Genomic DNA, 22,007 nt, shown 5'->3' with positions numbered 1-22,007 from the left:
GCCATGAGTCTCGCCGTACGCTTCGACGACATCCGCAAAGACTTCGGCCCGGTGCGCGTGCTGCATGGGGTGAGTTTCGAGCTGACGCCTGGCCGCATCTACGGGCTGCTTGGCGAGAACGGTGCGGGCAAATCGACGCTGATGAAAATCCTCGCCGGGTATGAGGCGGCCACCACGGGCACCTTGCTGATCGACGGCGCGGCGCAGCAGTTTGCCAGCTCGCGCGAGGCCGAAGCCGCCGGCATCGTGCTGATTCACCAGGAGTTCAACCTGGCGGAGCATCTGACGATCGCGCAGAACATGTATCTGGGCCACGAAAAGCGCCGCGGCTGGCTGCTTGACGACGCCGCGATGCGCGCGGAGGCAGTGCGGCATCTCGCGCAGGTCGGCTTGAAAAAGGCGCCGGACACCAAGGTGCGCGATCTGATCGTCGCCGAAAAGCAGATGGTGGAGATCGCCAAGGCGCTGTCGCGCAAGGCGCGCCTGTTGATCATGGATGAGCCGACCGCCACGCTGACGCCATCCGAAACCGAGCGCCTGTTTGCGCTGATGACGAAGCTGAAGGCTGATGGCGTCACCATCATCTACATCTCGCACAAGCTCGACGAAGTTGAGCACATCACCGACGAGGTGATCGTGATGCGCGACGGTCGTTTCGTTGCACGCGGGGAAACCGCAGGACTCGCACGGCAACAGATGGCCAATCTGATGGTTGGGCGCGATCTCTCCGATATGTTTCCGGACAAAGTGCCGGTCTCTGCAGACGCTGCAATCGCCCTGAAAGTCGAAGGCCTCGTTGTACCCGATTGGGTCGAAGACCTGAGCTTCGAGGTTCGCGCGGGCGAGGTGCTCGGTTTTGCGGGCCTCGTCGGCGCGGGTCGTACGGAGGCCTTCGAGGCGATCCTCGGCCTGCGCCGCCGCCTTGCTGGGTGCATCGAGATTGGCGGCCACGCCGTGCAGATCAAAAAGCCGCTCGATGCGATGCGTAACGGGCTCACCTACCTGAGCGAAGACCGCAAAGGCAAGGCGCTGCACGTCAATCTGAACCTGCAGGACAACCTCACCCTGATGACGCTCGAGCAATACACGCATCCGCTGCTCGATCTGAAAGCGGGGCGCGCAGCCCTCAAGCAGGCGGTGAGCGACTTCGGTATTCGCACTGGCGATCTGTCGAGCCGCGCCCGCATGCTATCGGGCGGTAACCAGCAGAAGCTCGCACTTGCCAAGTACCTGCAGCCGAACCCGAACGTAGTGGTGCTCGACGAGCCGACCCGCGGCGTCGATGTCGGCTCGAAGCGCGACATCTATTTCCTGATTCACCGGCTTGCGTCGCAAGGGCGCGCGGTGATCGTCATTTCATCCGAACTGATCGAGCTGATCGGCCTGTGCCATCGCGTCGCCGTGATGCGCACGGGCCGGCTACAGGCCACGCTCGATCTCGACCACCTGACCGAAGAGGAGTTGATCGCTCATGCGACCGGCACCCACTGAAGCCGCACAATCCGGCCGAGCCATGCGTCTCGCGCATCATCTGTACGGGCTGGGACCGCTCGTTGGACTCATCGTGCTGTGCGTCACCGGCACCTTGCTCAATCGCGATTTCGCCACCGTCGACAACCTGATGAACGTGCTTACGCGTACGTCGTTCATCGGCATCATCGCGGTCGGCGAGACCTTCGTGATCATCTCGGGTGGCATCGATCTGTCGGTGGGGTCGATGGCCGCATTGATCGCCGGCAGCATGATCTGGCTGATGAACGGCCTGTCGGCGGGTGTCGGCGGGCATACGTTCGCGCCGCTCATGATCATCGCGATCGGCATCGTGCTGGCGTTCGTGTTGGGTGGATTGTTCGGCTGGGCGCATGGTCTGTTGATTACCAAAGGGCGTATCGAGCCATTCATCGTCACGCTGGGCACGCTTGGTATTTTTCGTGCAGTGCTCACCTGGCTTGCCGACGGCGGTGCGCTCACGCTCAACAATTCGCTGACCGATCTCTACAGTCCCGTGTATTACGCGAGTCTGCTCGGCGTGCCCGTTCCCATCTGGGTGTTTCTCGTGGTGGCGGCGGGCGGCACGCTGATCCTGAACCGCACGGCATTCGGCCGGCATGTGCAGGCGATTGGCTCGAACGAACAGGTCGCGCGCTATGCCGCGATTCGCGTCGATACCGTCAAGATCATTACCTACGTACTGCTTGGCATCTGCGTGGGCGTTGCGACGGTGCTCTACGTGCCACGCCTTGGTTCGGCTACGCCGACGACCGGGATCTTGTGGGAACTGGAGGCGATCGCGGCAGTGGTGGTCGGCGGTACCGCGCTTAAAGGCGGCGAGGGACGTGTGATCGGCACGGTGATCGGGGCGATCCTGCTGTCGGTGATCGCAAACATTCTGAATCTCACCAGCATCATCAGCGTGTACCTGAACGCGGCGGTGCAGGGGGCGGTGATTATCGTCGTGGCATTTTTGCAGCGCGGGCGGCGATAAGCGGCGGTGTGGCAGGCAGTGAGGGTGGTTCGGCACGATAGCAGCAGGGGCAGCACGGGCATACGAAGGGCAGCACAGCCGAAGCAGTGCAGGAAACCGAGGCGCACGAAAGTGCCTCATAGATCAACAACCGTGATGAGACCAGAGCAGGCGTTCAGACACCGACTCCGGTCGACATAGGAGACACAACATGAAGCAGGTCATTCGAGCGATCAGCGCCGGCGTGCTGGCGTTGGGAATATTGGGGGCCGCGGGTGCAGCGCGTGCCGACGACAAGGTCATTCTGGGCGTGGCGATACCGACGGCCGATCACGGCTTCACCGGCGGCATCGACTGGTGGGCAAACAAGGCGAAGGAGGACATGGAGAAGGCACACCCCGACCTCAAGGTGATCCTCAAAACCTCGGCAAGCGCGCCGGAGCAGGCCAACCAGTTGCAGGACATGGTCACCGTCAACAAGATCAACGCACTGGTGATCTTCCCGCATGAATCGGCTTCGTTGACGCAGCCGGTAGCGCAGGTGAAGAAAAAAGGCATCTACGTGACGGTGGTGGATCGCGGCCTGACCGACACCAGCGCACAGGACGCGTACGTAGCGGGCGACAACACGGCCTTCGGCAGGCTCGCTGGCGAGTACTTCTGCAAATCGCTGAACGGCAAGGGCGACATCGTCGCGTTGCGCGGCATTCCGACCACGCTCGATAACGAACGCTATAGCGCGTTCACCGAAGCGCTGAAGGCGTGTCCTGGCGTGAAGGTGCTCGACGCGAAATACGCCAACTGGAATCGCGACGACGCGTTCAAGGTCATGCAGGATTATCTGACGCGCTTCAAGCATATCGACGCGGTCTGGTCTGCGGATGACGACATGTCGGTGGGCGTGCTTAAGGCCATCGATCAGGCGAAGCGCACGGACATCAAGGAAGTGCTGGGCGGCGCCGGATCGAAGGAGATGATCAAGCGCGTGATGGACGGCGACAAGATCATCAACGCGGACGTCACGTACTCGCCGAAGTTCATCTACGACGCAATCAAGTTGACCGCCGAGGCCCGTCTGAAGGGCCAGACGCTGCCGCCGAAGACGATCATCCCGTCGGTGCTGGTCACGAAGGACAACGCGAAGGACTACTACTTCCCGGATTCACCGTTCTAACAGGTTGGGCCGCGCGTCCGGTGGCGCGCGGTCCAACCTTTGACCGAGGAGCAACACGATGAAGACCATCAAGGGGCCGGCGATCTATCTGGCCCAGTTCCTGGGCGACAAGGCGCCCTTCGACAGCCTGGAAAACCTCGCAAGCTGGGCTGCCAGCCTTGGCTACAAGGGGATCCAGGTGCCGGTCGACCCACGCCTGATCGACCTCGAACAGGCCGCAGCCAGCCAGACGTATTGCGACGAGCTATTGGGTGTGGTCGCCGACGCCGGTGTCGAGATCACCGAACTGGCGACACATCTGCAAGGGCAGCTGGTGGCGGTGCATCCGGCCTATGACCTGCTGTTCGACGGCTTTGCGGCTCCGCACGTGCGCGGCAATCCGCAGGCGCGCACCGAATGGGCGATCCAGCAGGTGAAGCTGGCGGCGCAGGCGTCGCGACGGCTCGGGCTCGACACGCATGTGTCGTTTTCCGGCGCGCTCGCATGGCCCTATGTGTACCCGTGGCCGCAACGTCCCGCAGGTCTCGTCGAGGAAGCATTTGATGAACTGGCGCGCCGCTGGACGTCGATTCTCAATGCGTTCGATGAAGTCGGCGTGGACGTCGCGTACGAACTGCATCCGGGTGAAGATCTGCACGACGGTGTGACGTTCGAGCGCTTTCTCGAGCGTCTGAACGGTGCGAGCGCACAGCGCCGCGCGAACATTCTGTTCGATCCCAGCCACTACGTGTTGCAGCAACTCGATTACCTCTCGTTCATCGATATCTATCACGAGCGCATCAAGGTCTTCCACGTAAAGGACGCGGAGTTTCGTCCGACGGGCAAGGCCGGCGTCTACGGTAGCTACAGCGACTGGGTCGAACGTCCGGGCCGGTTCCGCTCGCTCGGCGATGGCCAGATCGATTTCGGCGCGATCTTCTCGAAGATGGCGCAATACGATTACCCGGGCTGGGCAGTCCTCGAATGGGAATGCGCGTTGAAGCATCCGGAAGACGGCGCGCGCGAGGGCGCAGAGTTCATTCGGCGTCACATCATTCGGGTTGCCGAGCATTCGTTCGACGACTTCGCGGGCAGTGGCGTCGACACGGCGCAATTGAAGCGTGTGCTGGGTATCTGAGCGTATCGATCAAAGGAGCATCTTCCATGACACGAAAGTTACGGCTGGGCATGGTCGGCGGCGGGCAGGGCGCGTTCATCGGCGCGGTGCACCGGATCGCCGCACGCCTCGACGACCGTTTCGAACTGGTGGCGGGCGCATTGTCGTCCGATCCGCAACGCGCCAAGGCGAGTGCGGAAGAAGCCGGCATTGCCCGCAGTTACGCAGACTGGGGTGAGATGGCGCGGGCCGAAGCTGCGCGCAAAGACGACGGAATCGACGCAGTAGCGATCGTCACGCCGAACCATCTGCATGCGCCGGTGGCGACCGCGTTTCTCGAAGCCGGAATTCACGTGATCTGCGACAAGCCGCTCGCCGTGTCGCTCGCGCAAGGACAGGCGCTGGCTAAACTCGCGCGCGAGAAGAAGCGGCTGTTCGCGCTGACGCACACGTATTCGGGCTATCCGATGGTCCGCCACGCGCGCGAGCTGGTCGAAGCGGGCGAGCTTGGAGAGGTGCGCGTGGTGCAGGTCGAATACGCGCAGGACTGGCTTGCGGAGCCGATCGAGCAATCCGGTACGAACAAACAGGCCGGCTGGCGCACCGATCCGGCGTTGTCCGGCCCGGCAGGCTGCCTCGGCGATATCGGCACGCATGCGTATCACCTCGCTGCATTCGTCACCGGCATGCAGCCCAAATGGCTCTCCGCCGAACTGCACACGTTCGTGCCGGGGCGCCGCGTCGACGATCACGTGCAAGCCATGCTGCGCTACGAAAACGGCGCGCGCGGCATGCTGTGGGCAAGCCAGGTGGCGAGCGGCGCGGAGAATGCGCTGCGGCTGCGCGTGTACGGCACCAAAGCCGGTCTCACCTTCGATCAGGAGAATCCCAACGAGCTGTGGTTCACACCGCTTGGCGGCGCGGCGCAGCGGCTCACCCGCGGCCGGGTGAAGAGCGCTATCGCCGCTCATGCGACGCGTGTGCCGCCGGGGCATCCGGAGGGCTATCTGGAGGCTTTCGCGCAACTCTATAAAGACGCTGCATTGCAAATCGAGGCATTGGATGCGGGCAAAGCGCCGCCGCAGGAAAGTACGCTTCTGACGACCGTCGACGATGGGGTCGCGGGCCTGCACTTTATCGAGGCGGTACTCGCCAGCAGCGCGGCTGATGGGCAGATAAAGGAAGTGCAACGCGGGTAAGGGTCAGGAGACGTCTTGACGCGGTAAGATGCGGCGGTGCCCCTCTTTGACGGACTCACGCATGTCGACCTCCTTCGCGTCCAGCCAGTCCACTGCTCCCCGCAAACAGACGATTCTCCTGCTCGGCGGCACGGGCCTCGTCGGTAGCGCGTGTTTGCGTCTGCTTGCCCGGGACGATCGGGTCAGGGAAATCCGGATGCTGGTGCGGCGGGCGTCGGGATCGGCCGTGACGGGGTCGACGGGTGGCAACCGGGTCGTCGAGCACGTGATCGACTATGACTGGCCTGACGCGGATTCGGACATCTTCGACGTCGACTCCGTCATCTGCGCACTGGGCACGACCATCCGCACGGCGGGTTCACAGGCGGCGTTTCGCAAGGTGGACTACGAATATCCGCTGCGGATTGCCGGTATTGCCCGCCGCCATGGCGCTTCGCACTTTGCGATAGTCAGTGCGATCGGCGCCGATCCGCAAGCGCGCACTTTCTACAGCCGCGTGAAAGGGAATGTGGAGCAGAGTTTGAGGAAGCTCGACTATCCGGTGCTGACCATCGTACGGCCTTCATTCCTGATGGGCGAACGTAACGAGAGCAGGCCGCTGGAAAGCATTGCGCGGCGTCTCGGGGTGTATCTGCCGCCGAAGTGGCGCTCGATTTCCGTCGAGCGGGTGGCGCGGGCGCTGGTGACCGAGGTCCTGAGCGGCGATACGCGTGGCATCAATATCATCGAGAACGACGCACTGCATGACGCCCCGCCTTTGTGCCGCTGAGCTTTCTTCCAGCTCTCGTGCCGCGGGCGCTTTAGCTCTTGCTTTTCCTGATCTGCTCTTCGAACGCGAGGTCTAGCTTGCTTGCCTTGCGCGGTTTCGGCGGCCCGAAGCCGTCGACGAATTTGACGAAATCGTCGAGCGGCAGCGGATCGGAAACCTTCTTGTCGGTGCCGCCCGATTTGTCGACCAGATAGAACAGGCCGCCGGACAGGCTAATCGCTGCGAACTGCGGATTGCCGCTGCGGGTTTTTAGCCGCTCGACGGCGTTGATGGCTCGGGTGGTGCGCATGGTAGTGCGATTGCGGGAGGAGGGGGCATTTACTGTATCAGCAATGGTGCGCCATCGTCTGCCCAATCGCCGTATGCGGTCCCGCTTCCAGGCTGATCTGCCACGCTGACTCACGAGCCACGCGCTTCGTATCGCACGAATGCGCGTGGCTTACGCGGCTACGGCCGATGCGTTCGCTACTTCTGGTAGCCCGCCGAGCGTACGGCGCGGTTAGCAGCAGCCTGACCCGCCTGCAGCGCCTGGTCAACGCTGATCTGTCCTGCGAGCGCCCCGGCTATCTGCTGCCCGATCAGGGTTCCGAACGACTGGAATTCCGGAATCCCCACATATTGCACGCCGCTGTACGGGACTTTCTTCAAAGTTGAGTCGTTCGGGTTGGCGGTCTCGATCGCGTTCAGCACGAATTCGCTGAACGGCGCGGCCTGCTTGTACTCAGGACGTGCGTAGGTGGATTGACGCGTACCCGGCGGCAGCGATGCCCAACCGATGTCGTTGCCCACCAGCGTGATGTATTCCTTCGACGTCGCCCATTCGATGAACCGCTTGGCCGCATCTTGCGACTTCGACGACTTCGGAATGGCGAACGACCACGACCAGAGCCAGTGCGAACCCTTCGGCGTCACCTGGGTTGGAGCCGCAGCGAAGCCCACCTTGTCTGCGACGGACGATTCGGACTTGTTGTAGAGGATCCCGGCGGCCGATGTCGCATCGACCCAGATCGCGCACTTGCCGCCCGTCATCAGCGACAGATTTTCGTTGAAGCCATTTGAACTGGCTCCCGGCGCTCCATCTTTCTTCAACAGGTCGACGTAGAAATTGATCGCGCTCTTCCATTCCGGAGAATCGACCTGTGCGTTCCACTTCTCGTCGAAATAACGTCCGCCGTACGTGTTCACCAGTGTCGAAACAAAAGCCATGTTCTCACCCCAGCCGGCCTTGCCACGCAGACAGATACCGTAAACGCCGTTGGCCCTGTCGTTCAGCTTGTCCGCAAGCTCGCTGATCTGGCTGTAGGTGGGATGATCGGGCATCGTCAAACCCTTGGCGGCGAACAGGTCCTTCCGGTAGAACGTCATCGAGCTTTCGGCGTTGAACGGCAAGGCGTATAGCGTTCCGTTGTAAGACAGGCCGTCGCGCACCGATTTGAGCACGTCGTCGAGATCGTAGCTGGCAGGCAGGCCGGTGATCGGAACCAGCCATCCGCGTTTGCCCCAGAGCGGTGCTTCATAGGTCCCGATAGCCGATACGTCGAACTGGCCGCCGTTAGTCGTGATATCCGTTGTCAGGCGCTGCCGGAGCACATTTTCTTCGAGCACGATCCACTTCAACTGGATATCGGGGTTGGCCTTTTCGAACACTGGAGAAAGCTTTTTCATCTCGATCAGATCGTTGTTGTTCGGTACAGCGATCGTGACAGTGGTGGCATAGGCCACGCTACCCAGGCCCAGCCCCAGCCCAATTCCCGCAACTGCTGATGCAATAAGACGGCTCCGCAAGGCGCCGCAGCGCAGCGAAGCCATATGAGAAAGGCTAATCATTTCAGTCTCCTAAACATCGTCGTGGGTTATGTAAAGCCCTCTACTGCCTCCATTTGCTCTCAGGTTTTCGTTCGTGTTGGGATCTAGATAATCGTGTAGCCGCCGTCGATCAGCAGGTTCGCGCCGTTGACCATGGCGGCCTCGCGGCTTGCCACGTACATGATTGCGCAGGCGATCTCAGCGGGCCTGGCAAATCGGCGGGTGGGGATTGCGGCTCTGGCGCGTTCGCCTTTTTCTCCGGCCCATCCGGTGAGGCCCAGTTCCGTTTCGACTACGGTCGGAGAGATGGCATTGACCGTTACGCCTCTTGGCCCCCATTCGAGCGCCATGCAATTGGTCATGCCGATGACGCCGGCTTTACTGGCGCAATAAGCGACATGCCCTTCGATGCCAATCACAGCAGCCTGGGACGCCAGGTTGACGATCCTTCCCTGCCCACGAGCAAGCATGTCCGGTGCGAAGGCCCGCGCAACGAGAAACGCGCCGCGCAGGTTGACGGCCATCGTTTTGTCCCATGTTTCAAGGGGAAAATCATCGGCTGGTGCAAGCGGACCAATGCCTGCGTTGTTGACCACGATGTCGACGCGACCGAACTGCGAAAGAATTTTGTTGGCCGTTGCGGCGACCGATTCCGGGTCGCTGATGTCGGCGATCCAGCCCCTGTGGACCTCACCGAGGTTCGAAGCGATATCCACGATGGACTCGGAACGGTCGATCAGGGCGAGCGTCGCGCCGGCTGCGGCGAATTGCTCCGCAACCTGCCGGCCTATTCCGGCTGCCGCGCCTGTTATTACTACGACCGCGTCGCTAAAATCATAAGACGCGTTGGGCTTAAAGGACATGACATCCTCCTTGTTAATGTTTGACTCGTTTGCAGCGAGCGCTATCGCGGTGACGTGCCACGTTACTCACGACAAGCGGATGCGTATTGCCCCACGACTTCGCGGACCTTGCTTTGCACGATGCTCATCGGGGAACCGTCGATGGCGCCGCGCCGCAGCGCCCAGTACTGCGCCGGCAAATAGCGGCTCAGGAGATTTTCCGGAATTGTTGTGCCGGTGAGGTTATGCAGTAGCTGTTGCGCAACTGCATCGACTTGCGGGTCGGCCCAGTAATACCGCACCCGGTCGCTATAGCTGTAGGTGCGAAGCAGACGTCGTTGGGTTTCGTCGCCGTGGTAATACCTGTCCCAGTTGTCAGGTTTGCGAAGCATCGCGGCTTCCACGGCTACCGGCAGGTCGGCGCGCTGCGCTGCGGGTAGCAGTTCAGCTTCGATGTCCGACAGCGCGTAGAGTGCCTCGCGCAACGCGAACGTGACGCCCGGGCCCACCTTAAGAATCGCAAAGCCGTCCCGCACGAGCGCCCGCAGCGATTCGGGCGTTTGATAGTCTGTCGAGTGCGCTTCGAAGACCATGCCGGGCAGTTGCGTCAGAACCTGGGAAAGACCGGCGGCAAGGGCGGGCTGATAGTCGATCACTTTCGTGTGGTCGAATTCGACGCCGGGTTGCACGACCAGCGCAATCACACGGTCCCACGCTGCGTCGATGTTCCGCGCGCGCCACGCATCACGATGTACGGCGACCGTTTCCATCGCGGCTTCTTTCCGGGTGACTTCGACGGTATCGAGCGTTTCGCTTGCGCCGCCTGGCACCGGCACTTCCGTGCCGATCACGTAAACCGGCTGGTTGTCGAACCCGGCGTGATCCGCCGCGGCCTCGGCAACGGCGCACAATTGCGCCGCGCGTTGCGCCACCACGCTGTCCGACAGTCGCTCCGGATCGCCGCCGCAAGCCATGCTGGTGTCCAGGTGGATCTTCGTGAATCCTGCCCGCACATAGGCGTCGATGAGTGCTTCCGCGCGCTGCATGGCTTCTTCCGCTGGAAGGCTGCGCCACGCGTTCGGTCCGAGATGATCGCCGCCGAGAATCAGATGCTCGCGCGGCAAACCGACCTGCTCCGCGATACCGTGCGCGAAGCGAATGAAGTCCGCCGGCTTCATGCCGGTGTAGCCGCCGTATTGATCCACCTGGTTCGAGGTGGATTCGACGAGCAACGGCGTGCCATCGTCGACGGCCTGTTGCATCGCTGCGGCCAGCACCCAGGGATGCGCCGAGCAGATCGAATAGATTCCCTTCAGGGACTTCGCTGCACCATGCCCGTTGGAAAGGCGCGCGACCACGTTATCCATGATGAGACTCCGGGTTCGCGATGAATGCGTTGAGTTCGGCCAGCGACGCCGTGCCTTCCATCGGGCCGCGAAAGCTGACGGCGCGAGCGCCGCTCGCGCAGCCGTAGCGCAACGCTTCGGCGACGCTCATGCCCTGCGACCGGCAGGCGATGTAGGTCGCACCAAAACAGTCGCCGGCGCCGGTGGGATCCACTTCTCGCACCTGGACCGCCGGCACATGGAGTTCGTCGGTGCCGTCGTAGAAGCTGCAACCGTCTTTGCCGCGCTTGACCACGACCTCGCGGATGCCGCGCTGCAGGAGTTCGTCGATCGCGGCGCGCTCGGAACCGGCGGTGGCCAGCAGCGTCACCTCATGACCGCTCGGCAGGAACACATCGGTGTAGTCGAGAATGAAATCGAGTGCCTCGCGCATTTCGGGAATCCTCAACATTTCCTTGCGGATGTTCGGATCGAAGCTGACGGTGCCACCGTGCCCCTTGACGGTCTCGATGACCTTTTTCATCGCCTCGATGATGCGAAACGAAAACAGCGACGACCCCATTACGTGAAAGTGCCGGCAATCCTTCAACAGGTCTTCGCGGATGTTGGCTACGGAAAGATGCGCCGACGCGCTATTCGTGATGTTGAAGATGAAGTCGCGCTCGCCGTCCTCGCGGTAGGTGACGAAGGCACTCCCGGTTGTCTGCCCCTTGATGACGGCGATACCCGAGACGTCCACGCCATCGGAGCGCAGGCGCTCGACGTTGAGCGTGCCGAAGTCGTCGTCGCCGACGCAGCCGATCATCGCGCAGCGGCTGCCGAGGCGCGCCACCTGATCGATGAAGATCGCCGGCGCGCCGCTCGCATAGGGGCCGATCAGCGTGCCTGGTTTGCGGAACGACTGGCCGCGCTCGGTCGCCATGATTTCGACGAGGATCTCCCCCATCGTCAGGATGTAGCCGGTCTTTCCGGTGCTGTGAGATTTCGGATCAGGCATGGCGTGTCTTCGTTTGAAATCGGTGGTTCATGGCGTCGCTTCCTTGAATTTCCTTGAATGGACCGTCAGCGCGTGGTCCGCCGGAATTCGATAATTCCGTTTTCGCGCCGGTGTAGTTCAAGCTGCTTGCGTGGAAACAGGTCCATCGTGGGCGGATCGATGCCATCGTCGATCACCAGTCCGCCGATCTCGCTGAGGTTGCAAAACACGTGGCCGTCGCGCTCGGACAACTGCGGCTGGTACGCGACGACGATGGTGCGGGCGGCGCTCTGGGTGGCTGCATGAAACACCCGCGCGAGGCTCGGGTCGACGCACAGCAGATTGCCGTCGCGGTCCAGACCTGACGCTTCGAGAATGCAGAGATCGAGCGAGCGCGTGGTAACGGAGCGTTCCGCTTCGGGGCCGGTCAAGGTGGTGCCCTCCTCGATGAGATGGCCACCGGTGAGCTGCAACTCGCCGTGCACGAAGCGCTGGGCCGTCTGAGCCATGGCGATGTCGTTCAGCAGCAGCGACAGGTTCGAGCAATCGGAAAGCAGCGGCAGCACCTTATGGACGATTTCGCCGGCGCCGAGCATCAGCGATTCGTGGTCGTCCACGGACTCGGCCGCGAAACGCGCAATTGCCATTTCCGCGGCCTTGCGCGTGGCACCGTCCGACAACGGCATCAACACACGTTCGCCGGGACGCTGCGCAAGATAGCGAGCCTTGCCGAACGAGCGCACCAGATAGCGCTGCTGTTCGAGGTAAGTCAGGTCGGTACGGATGGTCACGCTCGACACATCGAAAGCCTGACTGAGCTCCTCGACCGATACCTCGCCGCGCTTGCGGACCATCTCGACGATCTGCAGGCGCCGCTTCAGGGAACTCTTGTTAGCCAGCATGTCTCCGCTCTTCGAAAGAAAACGCTTTTGTTTCGAAAGATAGTAGTTTCGAATCGAAAGAGAGTCAAAGGAAAGCGTCGCGGGTGAGGCTGTGGTTTTCCCTGGATGGGGCGTCGATGGAGGACGAGCGCGTGCGTGCGCTTTCCGGAAAGGGAAACAAGGGGACGGCGGGGAGGTGTTGCGGGCTGACGCGCCGCAAGGCGAGATGACGCGCTAACGCTGGGTGACGCGCGTGACGGAAGGCCCAAGGGTGGGTGCGGGTGAATTCCGGGCAGCCCCACCTTGGCAATACGGGCCGGATTCCCGGCCCGCCAGGCTTACTGGCTCAGATAGACGAACTTCCCATCCTTGATAATCCCCATCACGCTGGCCCGCTGATCGAGGCCGACGTGATCTTTCGCGCTGCTGTTGACCACGCCGTTCGGCACGACCAGCTCATGCGCATGTTCCAGCTCATCGCGCAGAGCGACACGGAATGCCGGCGTGCCCGGTTGCGCCGTCTTCAGCGCTCGTGCCACGGCATCCTGCAGCCGCGGATAAACCCCCGCCGCATCGCCCGCGAACTGCGTGACAGAGCCCGGACCGTACTTCGCTTCATACGCATTCACGAACGCTAGCGCGGCCTTCTTCGCCGGATGATCCGCAGGCAGCGTGCGCGCTACCACGACCGGTTGCGTCGGGAACAGCGTGCCTTCGACATCCTTGCCACCGAGCTTGATGAACTCCGGCGTCGCAATCCCGTGCGTCTGGTAAATCGCGCCCTTGAAGCCGCGTTCGATCAGCGTGCGCTGCGGCAACACCGTCGGCGTGCCGGCGCCCGCAATCAGGATCGCATCGGGCCGTGCCGCCATTACTTTCAGCACTTGTCCGGTGACGCTCGCATCGGTGCGGTTAAAGCGTTCGGTCGCAACCAGCTGGATATGCCGAAGCGCCGCAAACTTCGAAAATTCGTTGAGCCAGCTTTCGCCATAGCCATCCGCGAAGCCAATGAACCCAACCGTCTTGACGTTGTGATTCGACATGTAGCGCGTTATCACATCGGCCATCGCGCTATCGGTCTGCGCCATCTTGAAGGCCCACACGCGCTTGCCTTCCTGCGGCTCGACCACGCTGGCCGAGCCAACCAGCGTGATCATCGGCGTCTGGCTTTCCGCGACCGGGTCCAACGCGGCGATCGCTGCCGGCGTGATATTCGGCCCGACGATCACGTCGACGTGGTCTTCGTTGATCAGTTTGTGGATGTTGCGTACCGCGGCGCCCGGATCGGAACCGTCGTCCAGAATGATGTAGTCCGCTTTCTGGCCGGCAATCGTGTCCGGCCACATCAGCATCGCGTTCTTGCTGGTAATGCCGATCACGGCCGCGGGGCCGGTGCTTGACAGATCGATACCGACTTTCAGGTCGGCATGCGCGGCCGTTGCCGCAACGAGTGCCCCGAGCACGGCAATGCCGCGCAGGGTCTTTTTATACGACGTCATCGGAAGTCTCCGAAACGGTAAGCGGGAAGGAAAGCAGGAAGAGGGCAGTGCAAAACGGTGAATTGAATCACAGCTCGTACGATTCGTGTTCGCCCTTGAGCGCCTGTTCGATGAGCTTGCGGTTCATGCTCGGCGACAGCAGCTCGACGAGCGTATACACATAGCTGCGCAGATACGCGCCGTTTTTGAGCGCGAGCCGCGTCACGTTGCTGCCGAACAGGTGGCCGACCGGCATCGCCCGCAGATGGCGGTCGCGCTCGGCGTTAAAGGCGATATCGGCCATGATGCCGACGCCCAGACCCAGTTCGACGTAGGTCTTGATCACGTCGGCGTCGATCGCCTCGAGCACGATATCCGGCGACAACCCGCGCAACCGGAACGCCTCGTTGATCTTGGTGCGGCCGGCGAACGCGTTGTCATACGTAATCAGCGGGAATTGGCTCAGATCGTCGAGCGACAGCAGCTTGCGGTCGAGCAGCGGATGGTCCGGCTGCATCACGGCGATGTGGTGCCACTGGAAGCACGGCAGCGACACCAGCTCCTTATAGTTAGCGATCGCTTCGGTGGCGATCGCCAGATCCGCCTGGTCGTGGATCACCATCTCGGCCACTTGCGTCGGGCTGCCTTGCAGAATCGAAAGGTGAACTTTCGGGAAGCGCTTCTTGAATTCTGCGATAGCGGCCGGAAGTGAGTAGCGTGCTTGCGTGTGCGTGGCCGCGATGACGAGGTTGCCCTGATCCTGCGCCGCGTAATCTTTACCGACGCGTTTCAGGCTCTCGACCTCTTGTAGGATCTTTTCGACGGAAGCGAGGATAATGCGCCCCGGCTCTGTCAGCGAGCGGACGCGTTTGCCGTGCCGGGTGAAGATTTCGACGCCCAGCTCGTCTTCCAGCTCGATGATCGCCTTCGAGACGCCAGGCTGGCTTGTATACAGTGCCTTGGCCGCTTCGGTGAGGTTGAAGTTCTGCCGCACGGCCTCACGCACGAAGCGGAACTGGTGCAGGTTCATATATAACCTCTGTGCATATCAAAAGAATTTTTTAGTCGTTTGAAGTATATGGGGAGTTTATTACTATTTCCCCATCTTTTTCAATATGGATATCTGTTTTTGTCATTAGCAAATGAGCGGGGGTCTGAAAGGTCCGCTCGACCGCACTGGCAAAGGCTGAGATCTTTGCGCGGCGCAACCGGAGCGCGGCGTGTAACGCAAACTGGGGTCCCCGAATGTACCAATACGATCAGTACGACCAGACCATCGTCGATGAACGGGTCGCGCAGTACGCCGACCAGGTTCGCCGCCGCTTGTCGGGCGAATTGAGCGAAGAGGAGTTCCGTCCGCTGCGTCTGCAGAATGGCCTGTACATGCAGCGCCACGCGTATATGCACCGTATCGCGATTCCGTACGGCAACCTGCGCAGCGACCAGATGCGCGTGCTGGCCACCATTGCGCGTGAACACGACCGCGGTTACGGCCACTTTTCGACGCGCTCGAACATCCAGTACAACTGGATCCAACTCGAAGAAACGCCGGAAATCCTGCGCAAGCTCGCTGCTGTACAGATGCACGGCATTCAGACTTCGGGCAACTGTATCCGCAACATCACCGCCGACCAGTTCGCTGGTGTCGCGCCCGACGAAGTGGTCGATCCGCGTCCGTGGGCCGAAATCCTGCGTCAATGGTCGACGTTCCACCCCGAATTCGCCTGGCTGCCGCGCAAGTTCAAGATCGCCGTCTCCGGTTCGAAGGAAGACCGCGCCGCCGTGCAGATCCACGATCTGGGCGTGTATCTGAAGAAGAACGAGCAGGGCGAACTGGTGGTCGATATCCTGGCCGGCGGCGGCATGGGCCGCACGCCGATCGTCGGCGCGATCATCCGCCGCGACCTGCCGTGGCAGCATCTGTTGACCTACGCCGAAGCCGTCCTGCGTGTCTACAATCGCTACGGCCGCCGGGACAATATCTACAAGGCGCGCATCAAGATTCTGGTCAAGGCACTGAGCCCGGAGAAGTTCTCGGCGCAGGTCGAAGAAGAGTGGCAGCACCTGAAGGACGGCCCGTCGACGCTCACGCAAGCCGAAGTCGACCGCGTTTCGCAATATTTCGCGCCGCCGCAATACGAAAAACTGCCGGATACGGATGCTTCGTTCGAAAAGCATCTGCTGGAAAACCGCGGCTTCGCCCGTTGGGTCGAGCGCAATGTGCGTCCCCACAAAGTGGCGGGTTATGCTTCGGTGACCTTGTCGTTGAAGCCGACCACGATCGCCCCTGGCGACGCCACCGACGCGCAGATGGAAGCGGTGGCCGACTGGGCCGATCAGTATTCGCTCGGCGAAATCCGCGTGTCGCACGAACAGAATCTGATTCTGGCTAACGTGCAGAAGCGCGACCTGTTCGACCTCTGGGAAAAGGCCAAGGCACAAGGGTTTGCAACGCCGAATGTCGGCCTGCTGACCGACATCATCGCTTGCCCGGGCGGCGATTTCTGCTCGCTGGCGAATGCGAAGTCGATTCCGATTGCTTTGGCAATCCAGGAACGCTTCAACGATCTGGATTACGTGTACGACCTCGGCGACGTGTCGCTAAACATCTCGGGCTGTATCAATGCCTGCGGCCACCACCACATCGGCAACATCGGCATTCTGGGCGTCGATAAGGATGGCTCGGAGTGGTATCAGGTGACGCTCGGCGGCGAGCAGGGAACGGGCGCAAACGGTGCACAGGTCGGCCGGGTGATCGGCCCGTCGTTCGCAGCAGAAGAGATGCCGGACGTGATGTCGAAGGTGATCGACACGTTCGTGGAGCATCGCATTGAAGGCGAGCGCTTTATCGAAACGTACAACCGGATCGGCATCACCCCGTTCAAGGAACGCGTGTACGCTTCGCGTCAACCGGCTCACGCGTAACCGCGACAAAGGATATTGAACAGATGGCTTCTATCATCAAGAATCGCGCGATCGTCAACGATGACTGGACAGTTGTGCGTGCAGCGGAAGACGGTGCATTGCCCGCAGTGGACGCGTTGCCGGCCGGCAAGATCATTGTGCCGTTGGCGCTGTGGCAGGCTGAGCGCGACGCGCTGACGGCTTCGCGCAGCGCCGCTGAAATTGCAGTGTGGCTCGCAGCGGACAGCGAACCGGCGGATATCGTCGCCGACTTCGACAAGGTCGCGCTGATTGCCGTGGACTTCCCGGTGTTCCGCGACGGCCGCGGTTACAGCATTGGACGTCTCTTGCGCGAGCGTTATGGTTACAAGGGCGAGATTCGCGCGATCGGCGACGTGCTGCGCGATCAACTCACCTTCATGTTCCGCTGCGGCTTCGACGCGTACGCCGTGCGTGCCGACAAAGACCTGCACGACGCACTGAAAGCGTTCGACGAATTTACCGTGCAGTATCAGGGCGCGGTGGATAACCCGTCGCCGCTGTTCCGCCGCCGCGAAGCCGCTGCTGCGGAGAAGGCTGCGGTATGAGTACCGTCGCCACCGCAGGTGCCGCCATCGGGCCGGAACTGGCTGCGAAGATTGAGCGCCTCGACGCGCTGCTCGATTCGATCGCGGCCCGTCACGACAAGGTGAAGTTCGCAAGCAGCCTCGCGGCGGAAGACATGCTGCTTACGCACGCCATCCTGTCGCGTCAGGTGAAGATCGGTATCTTCTCGCTGAATACGGGCCGTCTGCACGCGGAAACGGTCGGCATGCTCGACCGTGTGCGCGAGCGCTATGACTATGAGATCGAACAGTTTCATCCGCAAACGGCAGCGGTCGACGAATACGTCGCCTCGCACGGCCTGAACGCGTTTTACGAAAGCGTCGATCTGCGCAAGCGCTGCTGCGAGATCCGCAAGGTCGAGCCGCTGAACCGCGCGCTGTCGAACGTTAGCGCCTGGGTGACGGGTCAGCGCCGCGAGCAATCGGTCACTCGTGCAGAGCTGCACGAGGAAGAGCACGACGCGGCACGCAATATCGCCAAGTTCAATCCGCTCACGGACTGGACCGAGGCCGATGTGTGGGCATACCTGACTGCGTTCGACGTGCCTGTGAACCCGCTGCATGCGCGCGGGTATCCGAGCATCGGCTGCGAGCCGTGTACGCGGGCGATCCGTCCCGGCGAGGATAGCCGGGCAGGGCGCTGGTGGTGGGAGTCGCGTGACACGAAGGAATGCGGCCTGCATATCACCACGATCCCAATCGCGGTCGTCGATGAAAGCGCCTCCGCCTGATCGCCGAAGCCGGTTTTAATTCTCGATAGAATGAATATTTGCGTGACGCGGGCAGCCGCCGGCGACACGAACTCACGAAGGACCCGAACATGAGCACCACGCTCGATTCCACTGTCAACGCACCGAATACGGACACTGCAACCCGGATGGATCACCTGGACTGGCTCGAAGCTGAATCGATTCACATCCTGCGCGAACTGGTCGCCGAATGCAGCAAGCCCGCGCTGCTGTTTTCGGGCGGCAAGGACTCGGTCGTCGTGCTGCACCTGGCGCTGAAGGCATTCGGCCTCGGCGCGAACCGCAAGACCGTGCTGCCGTTCCCGCTCGTGCATATCGACACGGGCCATAACTATCAGGAAGTGATCGACTTCCGCGACCGCCGTGCCGAGCAGATCGGCGCTGAACTGGTGATCGGCCATGTCGAAGATTCGATCAAGCGCGGCACCGTGCGTCTGCGCCGCGAAACGGATTCGCGCAACGCCGCGCAGGCCGTGACGTTGCTCGAAACGATCGCTGAACATGAGTTCACCGCACTGATTGGCGGCGCGCGTCGCGACGAAGAAAAGGCCCGCGCGAAAGAGCGGATCTTCTCGTTCCGTGATGAATTCGGCCAATGGGATCCGAAGGCGCAGCGCCCGGAACTGTGGAGCCTGTATAACGCGCGTCTGCACAACGGTGAGCACCTGCGCGTGTTCCCGATCTCGAACTGGACCGAACTGGACGTGTGGCAATACATCGCCCGCGAACAGCTCGAGCTGCCGTCGATCTACTACGCGCATCAACGCGAAATCGTGCGTCGCAATGGACTGCTGGTGCCGGTCACGCCGCTCACGCCGATGCGTGAAGGCGAAACCAGCGAAGTGGCGCAGGTGCGTTTCCGCACCGTGGGCGACATTAGCTGCACGTGCCCGGTGGAAAGCGACGCGGACGATCTCGAGAAGATCATCGCTGAGACGGCCGTGACCGAAATCACGGAACGCGGCGCGACGCGGATGGACGATCAGGTGTCCGAAGCCGCGATGGAACAGCGCAAAAAGCAAGGTTATTTCTAGGCACGGGACCGGAGCAAGCGCTTTAGCGCCAACTCCGGTCGACAGAGGTAGGGAAATCATGAGTATTCATCAACCGCAAGACCTTGGCGTGCTGCGCTTCATTACGGCGGGTAGCGTCGACGACGGCAAGAGCACGCTGATCGGGCGTCTGCTTTACGACAGCAAGGCGGTGCTCTCGGACCAGTTGTCCGCACTGTCACGCGCTAAAAACAAGCGCACCGTAGGCGACGAAATCGATCTGTCGCTGCTGACGGACGGCCTTGAAGCCGAACGCGAGCAGGGCATCACGATCGACGTCGCGTATCGGTACTTCGCGACGGCCAAGCGCAAGTTCATCATTGCCGACACCCCGGGCCACGAGCAGTACACGCGCAACATGGTGACGGGCGCATCGACGGCGCATGCCGCGATCATCCTAGTGGATGCCACGCGCGTCACGTTCGTGGACGGCGTGGCGCAACTGCTGCCGCAAACGAAGCGCCATAGCGCGATCGTCAAACTGCTTGGTTTGCAGCACGTGATTGTGGCGATCAACAAGATGGATCTGGTCGACTACAGCGAGACGCGCTTCAACGAAATCCGCGATGCGTATGTGGAACTGGCGCGTCAACTGGGCTTGGCCGATGTGCGCTTCGTGCCGGTATCGGCGCTCAAAGGCGACAACATCGTGACGCTGAGCGAACGCATGCCGTGGTACGGCGGCGAGCCGCTGCTGGACCTGCTCGAAGCGTTGCCGGTAGAGATTCCGACCGGTCAGGCGCTGCGTTTCCCGGTGCAATGGGTGGCACGCCAGGACGGCAGCCAGGCGGACGATTTCCGCGGCTACATGGGCCGTATCGAAGCGGGCGAAGTGAAGGTGGGCGACACGATCGTGGTACTGCCGGCTAACCGCGAAGCGACGGTGGCGGAAATCATCGCCCCGGTGCCAGGCGGCACGGCACAGGTAGAACGCGCATTCGCGGGGCAGACGGTGACGATTCGCCTCGCGGAAGACGTGGACGTATCGCGCGGCGACACGTTCGTGCTGCGCGAAGCGGCACCGGAACCGGCGAAGAAGCTGGAAGCCGACTTGTGCTGGTTCGACGACACGCCTTTGTCGACGCAACGCAAGTATCTGTTGAAGCAGACGACGAACACCGTGTTTGCGCGGATCGGTGCGATCAGACAGGTGCTGGACGTGCATACGCTGTCGCACGCGACGGACCGTCACGATCTGACGATGAACGACATTGGCCGGGTGGCGTTGACGCTGCAGAAGCCTGTGGTGTGCGACGTGTACGACTCGCATCAGGGCACGGGGGCATTCGTGCTGATTGACGAGGCGACGCATCACACGGTGGCGGCCGGAATGATCCGGGCGTTTTCGGCTTAAGGCGTAAGGGTTTGAAGGAGCGCCAGATGGGCGCTCGCCCGCGGCTTGGGGTTTTGCACGGACCGTACGAATGGGGTTGAGGCAAATGGGTAAGGTGTATCTGATCGGTGCAGGGCCAGGGGCCGCGGATCTCATCACGGTTCGGGGCGCGCGACTGTTGGGTCTGGCGGATGTGGTGTTGCACGACGCGCTGGTTGAACCGGCGATGCTCGAGTACGCGCCGCATGCGCGCAAGATTGCGGTGGGCAAGCGGTGCGGGCAACTGTCGACGGCGCAGCAGTTCATCAACAAGCAGATCGTGGATGCCGCGCAGGAACACGCGGTTGTGGTTCGTCTGAAGGGCGGGGATCCGATGTTGTTTGGGCGCGCCGATGAAGAGATGCGGGCGCTGGAGGCGGCGGGGATCGAATATGAGGTTGTGCCGGGGATTACTGCTGCGCTGGCTAGTGCGGCGGCCTTGAAGCGGTCTTTGACGTTGCGAGGGGTTTCTCGTAGCGTTGCGCTGGCTACTCATAGCCGGGCGGCTGATACTGAGGCGATTCGTGAGCAGGTGAATGCGGATTCGCTGGTGTTTTATATGGGCAGGGATAGTGGGCCGGAGATTGCGCAGGAGCTTATCGACGCGGGGCGCGATGGGGGTACTCCTGTGGCGATTGTTGAGGCTTGCAGCACGGCTCGTGAGCGGATGCTCACACTTACGCTTTCTGATCTTGCTGCGGGTGCCGCGCAGCAGTGGCTTGATGCTTCGCAGCCTAGTCTTCTGATGATCGGGCAGGGGTTTGCCGCGCGGGCCGGGCAAGAGGTTTCTTCTTTGGAAGCGTTGCTTAGTGCGGCATGAAAGTGTTTTTTTGCCTGCGCGGCGCTTGTCCGTGTTCTTGCGGTGTTGGCCTTTCCTTGCATTCTTAGTGGTCTATTAGCTTCGCCCCTGTGCGGGGCGGCACTTACTTTCTTTGCCGCCGCAAAGAAAGTAAGCAAAGAAAGCGGGCTTTAAACCGCTAGCCTGTAGGTGTCCACCACTGGCGCGAACACGAAGTGGTCCGCGCACGCAACCCGCCCTCGCACCATCCCCCCTAGTGACAAGGCACTCATCCGTTCCAGCGTCGCGCTACGCGCTCCGCCGTCGGGCATAACTCTTCGCACGGCATATGTGCTCGTACGGCATGAGTCCTCGCACGGCATAAGTTCTTCCACTAGATCCGTAGGCTTACTAACTATATGGCGCATATTCTGAGGCTTGCATTCGGCTGGCTAAGGCAGCCTCTTCGTCTTGCGCTTCGGTGGGGCCGTAATGTGCGGAGCGTACGTGTTCCGG

Annotated in this window: 20 protein-coding genes; 12 read left to right on the top strand and 8 right to left on the bottom strand. The window is 61.7% G+C overall.

Translation table 11 applies throughout. The features are described 5' to 3' along the window. Nucleotides 1-3 precede the first annotated feature (3 nt). The 6 genes from BUS06_RS18225 (at nucleotide 4) to BUS06_RS18200 (ending at nucleotide 6,702) form a co-directional block, all read left to right on the top strand. Nucleotides 4-1,491, top strand: coding sequence for a sugar ABC transporter ATP-binding protein (locus tag BUS06_RS18225; RefSeq protein ID WP_074265532.1), 1,488 nt, complete (start codon nucleotides 4-6; stop codon nucleotides 1,489-1,491). Then, a complete protein-coding gene (locus tag BUS06_RS18220; protein WP_074265531.1) occupies nucleotides 1,472-2,485 on the top strand; it encodes an ABC transporter permease in 1,014 nt (337 codons plus the stop codon). The genes BUS06_RS18225 and BUS06_RS18220 overlap by 20 nt, the downstream gene beginning before the upstream one ends. A gap of 190 nt (nucleotides 2,486-2,675) precedes the next feature. Beyond that, complete coding sequence (locus tag BUS06_RS18215) at nucleotides 2,676-3,638, top strand: ABC transporter substrate-binding protein (RefSeq protein WP_074265530.1); 963 nt, start codon at nucleotides 2,676-2,678, stop codon at nucleotides 3,636-3,638. Between the two features lie 58 nt (nucleotides 3,639-3,696). After that, a complete protein-coding gene (locus BUS06_RS18210) occupies nucleotides 3,697-4,755 on the top strand; it encodes a sugar phosphate isomerase/epimerase family protein (RefSeq protein WP_074265529.1) in 1,059 nt (352 codons plus the stop codon). A 26-nt stretch (nucleotides 4,756-4,781) separates the two neighbouring features. Then, the gene (locus BUS06_RS18205) at nucleotides 4,782-5,933 is read left to right on the top strand and encodes a Gfo/Idh/MocA family protein (protein ID WP_074265528.1); all 1,152 of its coding nucleotides are present in this window, start codon (nucleotides 4,782-4,784) and stop codon (nucleotides 5,931-5,933) included. A 61-nt stretch (nucleotides 5,934-5,994) separates the two neighbouring features. Next, the gene (locus tag BUS06_RS18200; protein ID WP_074265527.1) at nucleotides 5,995-6,702 is read left to right on the top strand and encodes an NAD(P)H-binding protein; all 708 of its coding nucleotides are present in this window, start codon (nucleotides 5,995-5,997) and stop codon (nucleotides 6,700-6,702) included. A 31-nt stretch (nucleotides 6,703-6,733) separates the two neighbouring features. Here BUS06_RS18200 and BUS06_RS18195 read toward each other — a convergent pair whose 3' ends face one another. From BUS06_RS18195 to BUS06_RS18160, 8 genes are all read right to left on the bottom strand, one after another. Beyond that, nucleotides 6,734-6,991: a hypothetical protein gene (locus BUS06_RS18195; RefSeq protein ID WP_074265526.1), complete on the bottom strand. Its 258-nt coding sequence runs from the start codon at nucleotides 6,989-6,991 to the stop codon at nucleotides 6,734-6,736. 176 nt (nucleotides 6,992-7,167) lie between these two features. Then, on the bottom strand, nucleotides 7,168-8,529 hold the full coding sequence (locus BUS06_RS18190) for an ABC transporter substrate-binding protein (protein WP_254368869.1): 1,362 nt from the start codon (nucleotides 8,527-8,529) through the stop codon (nucleotides 7,168-7,170). Nucleotides 8,530-8,612: 83 nt separating this feature from the next. Continuing rightward, on the bottom strand, nucleotides 8,613-9,371 hold the full coding sequence (locus tag BUS06_RS18185; protein ID WP_074265525.1) for a GolD/DthD family dehydrogenase: 759 nt from the start codon (nucleotides 9,369-9,371) through the stop codon (nucleotides 8,613-8,615). A 62-nt stretch (nucleotides 9,372-9,433) separates the two neighbouring features. Beyond that, the gene (locus BUS06_RS18180) at nucleotides 9,434-10,717 is read right to left on the bottom strand and encodes a D-tagatose-bisphosphate aldolase, class II, non-catalytic subunit (protein ID WP_074265524.1); all 1,284 of its coding nucleotides are present in this window, start codon (nucleotides 10,715-10,717) and stop codon (nucleotides 9,434-9,436) included. Further along, complete coding sequence (locus BUS06_RS18175) at nucleotides 10,710-11,693, bottom strand: tagatose kinase (protein WP_074265523.1); 984 nt, start codon at nucleotides 11,691-11,693, stop codon at nucleotides 10,710-10,712. Before BUS06_RS18175 ends, BUS06_RS18180 begins: the two co-directional genes overlap by 8 nt. Nucleotides 11,694-11,758: 65 nt before the next feature. Beyond that, complete coding sequence (locus tag BUS06_RS18170; RefSeq protein ID WP_074265522.1) at nucleotides 11,759-12,574, bottom strand: DeoR/GlpR family DNA-binding transcription regulator; 816 nt, start codon at nucleotides 12,572-12,574, stop codon at nucleotides 11,759-11,761. 317 nt (nucleotides 12,575-12,891) lie between these two features. Continuing rightward, on the bottom strand, nucleotides 12,892-14,052 hold the full coding sequence (locus BUS06_RS18165) for an ABC transporter substrate-binding protein (RefSeq protein ID WP_074265521.1): 1,161 nt from the start codon (nucleotides 14,050-14,052) through the stop codon (nucleotides 12,892-12,894). A gap of 67 nt (nucleotides 14,053-14,119) precedes the next feature. After that, nucleotides 14,120-15,061 carry a CysB family HTH-type transcriptional regulator gene (locus BUS06_RS18160; RefSeq protein WP_074265520.1) on the bottom strand — a complete coding sequence of 314 codons (942 nt, stop codon included), beginning with the start codon at nucleotides 15,059-15,061 and terminating at the stop codon, nucleotides 14,120-14,122. Nucleotides 15,062-15,276: 215 nt separating this feature from the next. On the opposite strand from BUS06_RS18160, the gene BUS06_RS18155 reads away from it, so the two are divergent. The 6 genes from BUS06_RS18155 (at nucleotide 15,277) to cobA (ending at nucleotide 21,533) form a co-directional block, all read left to right on the top strand. Then, nucleotides 15,277-16,956, top strand: coding sequence for a nitrite/sulfite reductase (locus BUS06_RS18155; RefSeq protein ID WP_074265519.1), 1,680 nt, complete (start codon nucleotides 15,277-15,279; stop codon nucleotides 16,954-16,956). Between the two features lie 23 nt (nucleotides 16,957-16,979). After that, complete coding sequence (locus BUS06_RS18150; RefSeq protein ID WP_074265518.1) at nucleotides 16,980-17,522, top strand: DUF934 domain-containing protein; 543 nt, start codon at nucleotides 16,980-16,982, stop codon at nucleotides 17,520-17,522. Beyond that, entirely contained in the window at nucleotides 17,519-18,271 is a 753-nt protein-coding gene (locus BUS06_RS18145; protein ID WP_074265517.1) for a phosphoadenylyl-sulfate reductase, read from the top strand. Before BUS06_RS18150 ends, BUS06_RS18145 begins: the two co-directional genes overlap by 4 nt. Nucleotides 18,272-18,360: 89 nt before the next feature. Continuing rightward, on the top strand, nucleotides 18,361-19,323 hold the full coding sequence (gene cysD / locus BUS06_RS18140; protein WP_074265516.1) for a sulfate adenylyltransferase subunit CysD: 963 nt from the start codon (nucleotides 18,361-18,363) through the stop codon (nucleotides 19,321-19,323). 58 nt (nucleotides 19,324-19,381) lie between these two features. Further along, nucleotides 19,382-20,695 carry a sulfate adenylyltransferase subunit 1 gene (locus BUS06_RS18135; RefSeq protein WP_074265515.1) on the top strand — a complete coding sequence of 438 codons (1,314 nt, stop codon included), beginning with the start codon at nucleotides 19,382-19,384 and terminating at the stop codon, nucleotides 20,693-20,695. Nucleotides 20,696-20,780: 85 nt separating this feature from the next. Then, nucleotides 20,781-21,533 carry a uroporphyrinogen-III C-methyltransferase gene (gene cobA, locus BUS06_RS18130; RefSeq protein ID WP_074266171.1) on the top strand — a complete coding sequence of 251 codons (753 nt, stop codon included), beginning with the start codon at nucleotides 20,781-20,783 and terminating at the stop codon, nucleotides 21,531-21,533. Nucleotides 21,534-22,007 lie beyond the last annotated feature (474 nt).

This window comes from Paraburkholderia phenazinium (genome assembly GCF_900141745.1).
Lineage (GTDB): Bacteria > Pseudomonadota > Gammaproteobacteria > Burkholderiales > Burkholderiaceae > Paraburkholderia > Paraburkholderia phenazinium_B.
The sequence above is the reverse complement of the archived record's forward strand: the minus strand, read 5'-3'. Positions and strand labels throughout refer to the sequence as shown.

Coding starts and splice junctions, on each gene's coding strand:
- cysD (WP_074265516.1), top strand. CDS start 18,361: ATGAGCACCACGCTCGATTCCACTGTCAACGCACCGAATACGGACACT.
- BUS06_RS18170 (WP_074265522.1), bottom strand. CDS start 12,574: ATGCTGGCTAACAAGAGTTCCCTGAAGCGGCGCCTGCAGATCGTCGAG.
- BUS06_RS18180 (WP_074265524.1), bottom strand. CDS start 10,717: ATGGATAACGTGGTCGCGCGCCTTTCCAACGGGCATGGTGCAGCGAAG.
- BUS06_RS18135 (WP_074265515.1), top strand. CDS start 19,382: ATGAGTATTCATCAACCGCAAGACCTTGGCGTGCTGCGCTTCATTACG.
- BUS06_RS18165 (WP_074265521.1), bottom strand. CDS start 14,052: ATGACGTCGTATAAAAAGACCCTGCGCGGCATTGCCGTGCTCGGGGCA.
- cobA (WP_074266171.1), top strand. CDS start 20,781: ATGGGTAAGGTGTATCTGATCGGTGCAGGGCCAGGGGCCGCGGATCTC.
- BUS06_RS18195 (WP_074265526.1), bottom strand. CDS start 6,991: ATGCGCACCACCCGAGCCATCAACGCCGTCGAGCGGCTAAAAACCCGC.
- BUS06_RS18185 (WP_074265525.1), bottom strand. CDS start 9,371: ATGTCCTTTAAGCCCAACGCGTCTTATGATTTTAGCGACGCGGTCGTA.
- BUS06_RS18150 (WP_074265518.1), top strand. CDS start 16,980: ATGGCTTCTATCATCAAGAATCGCGCGATCGTCAACGATGACTGGACA.
- BUS06_RS18145 (WP_074265517.1), top strand. CDS start 17,519: ATGAGTACCGTCGCCACCGCAGGTGCCGCCATCGGGCCGGAACTGGCT.
- BUS06_RS18190 (WP_254368869.1), bottom strand. CDS start 8,529: ATGATTAGCCTTTCTCATATGGCTTCGCTGCGCTGCGGCGCCTTGCGG.
- BUS06_RS18155 (WP_074265519.1), top strand. CDS start 15,277: ATGTACCAATACGATCAGTACGACCAGACCATCGTCGATGAACGGGTC.
- BUS06_RS18220 (WP_074265531.1), top strand. CDS start 1,472: ATGCGACCGGCACCCACTGAAGCCGCACAATCCGGCCGAGCCATGCGT.
- BUS06_RS18210 (WP_074265529.1), top strand. CDS start 3,697: ATGAAGACCATCAAGGGGCCGGCGATCTATCTGGCCCAGTTCCTGGGC.
- BUS06_RS18215 (WP_074265530.1), top strand. CDS start 2,676: ATGAAGCAGGTCATTCGAGCGATCAGCGCCGGCGTGCTGGCGTTGGGA.
- BUS06_RS18205 (WP_074265528.1), top strand. CDS start 4,782: ATGACACGAAAGTTACGGCTGGGCATGGTCGGCGGCGGGCAGGGCGCG.
- BUS06_RS18160 (WP_074265520.1), bottom strand. CDS start 15,061: ATGAACCTGCACCAGTTCCGCTTCGTGCGTGAGGCCGTGCGGCAGAAC.
- BUS06_RS18225 (WP_074265532.1), top strand. CDS start 4: ATGAGTCTCGCCGTACGCTTCGACGACATCCGCAAAGACTTCGGCCCG.
- BUS06_RS18175 (WP_074265523.1), bottom strand. CDS start 11,693: ATGCCTGATCCGAAATCTCACAGCACCGGAAAGACCGGCTACATCCTG.
- BUS06_RS18200 (WP_074265527.1), top strand. CDS start 5,995: ATGTCGACCTCCTTCGCGTCCAGCCAGTCCACTGCTCCCCGCAAACAG.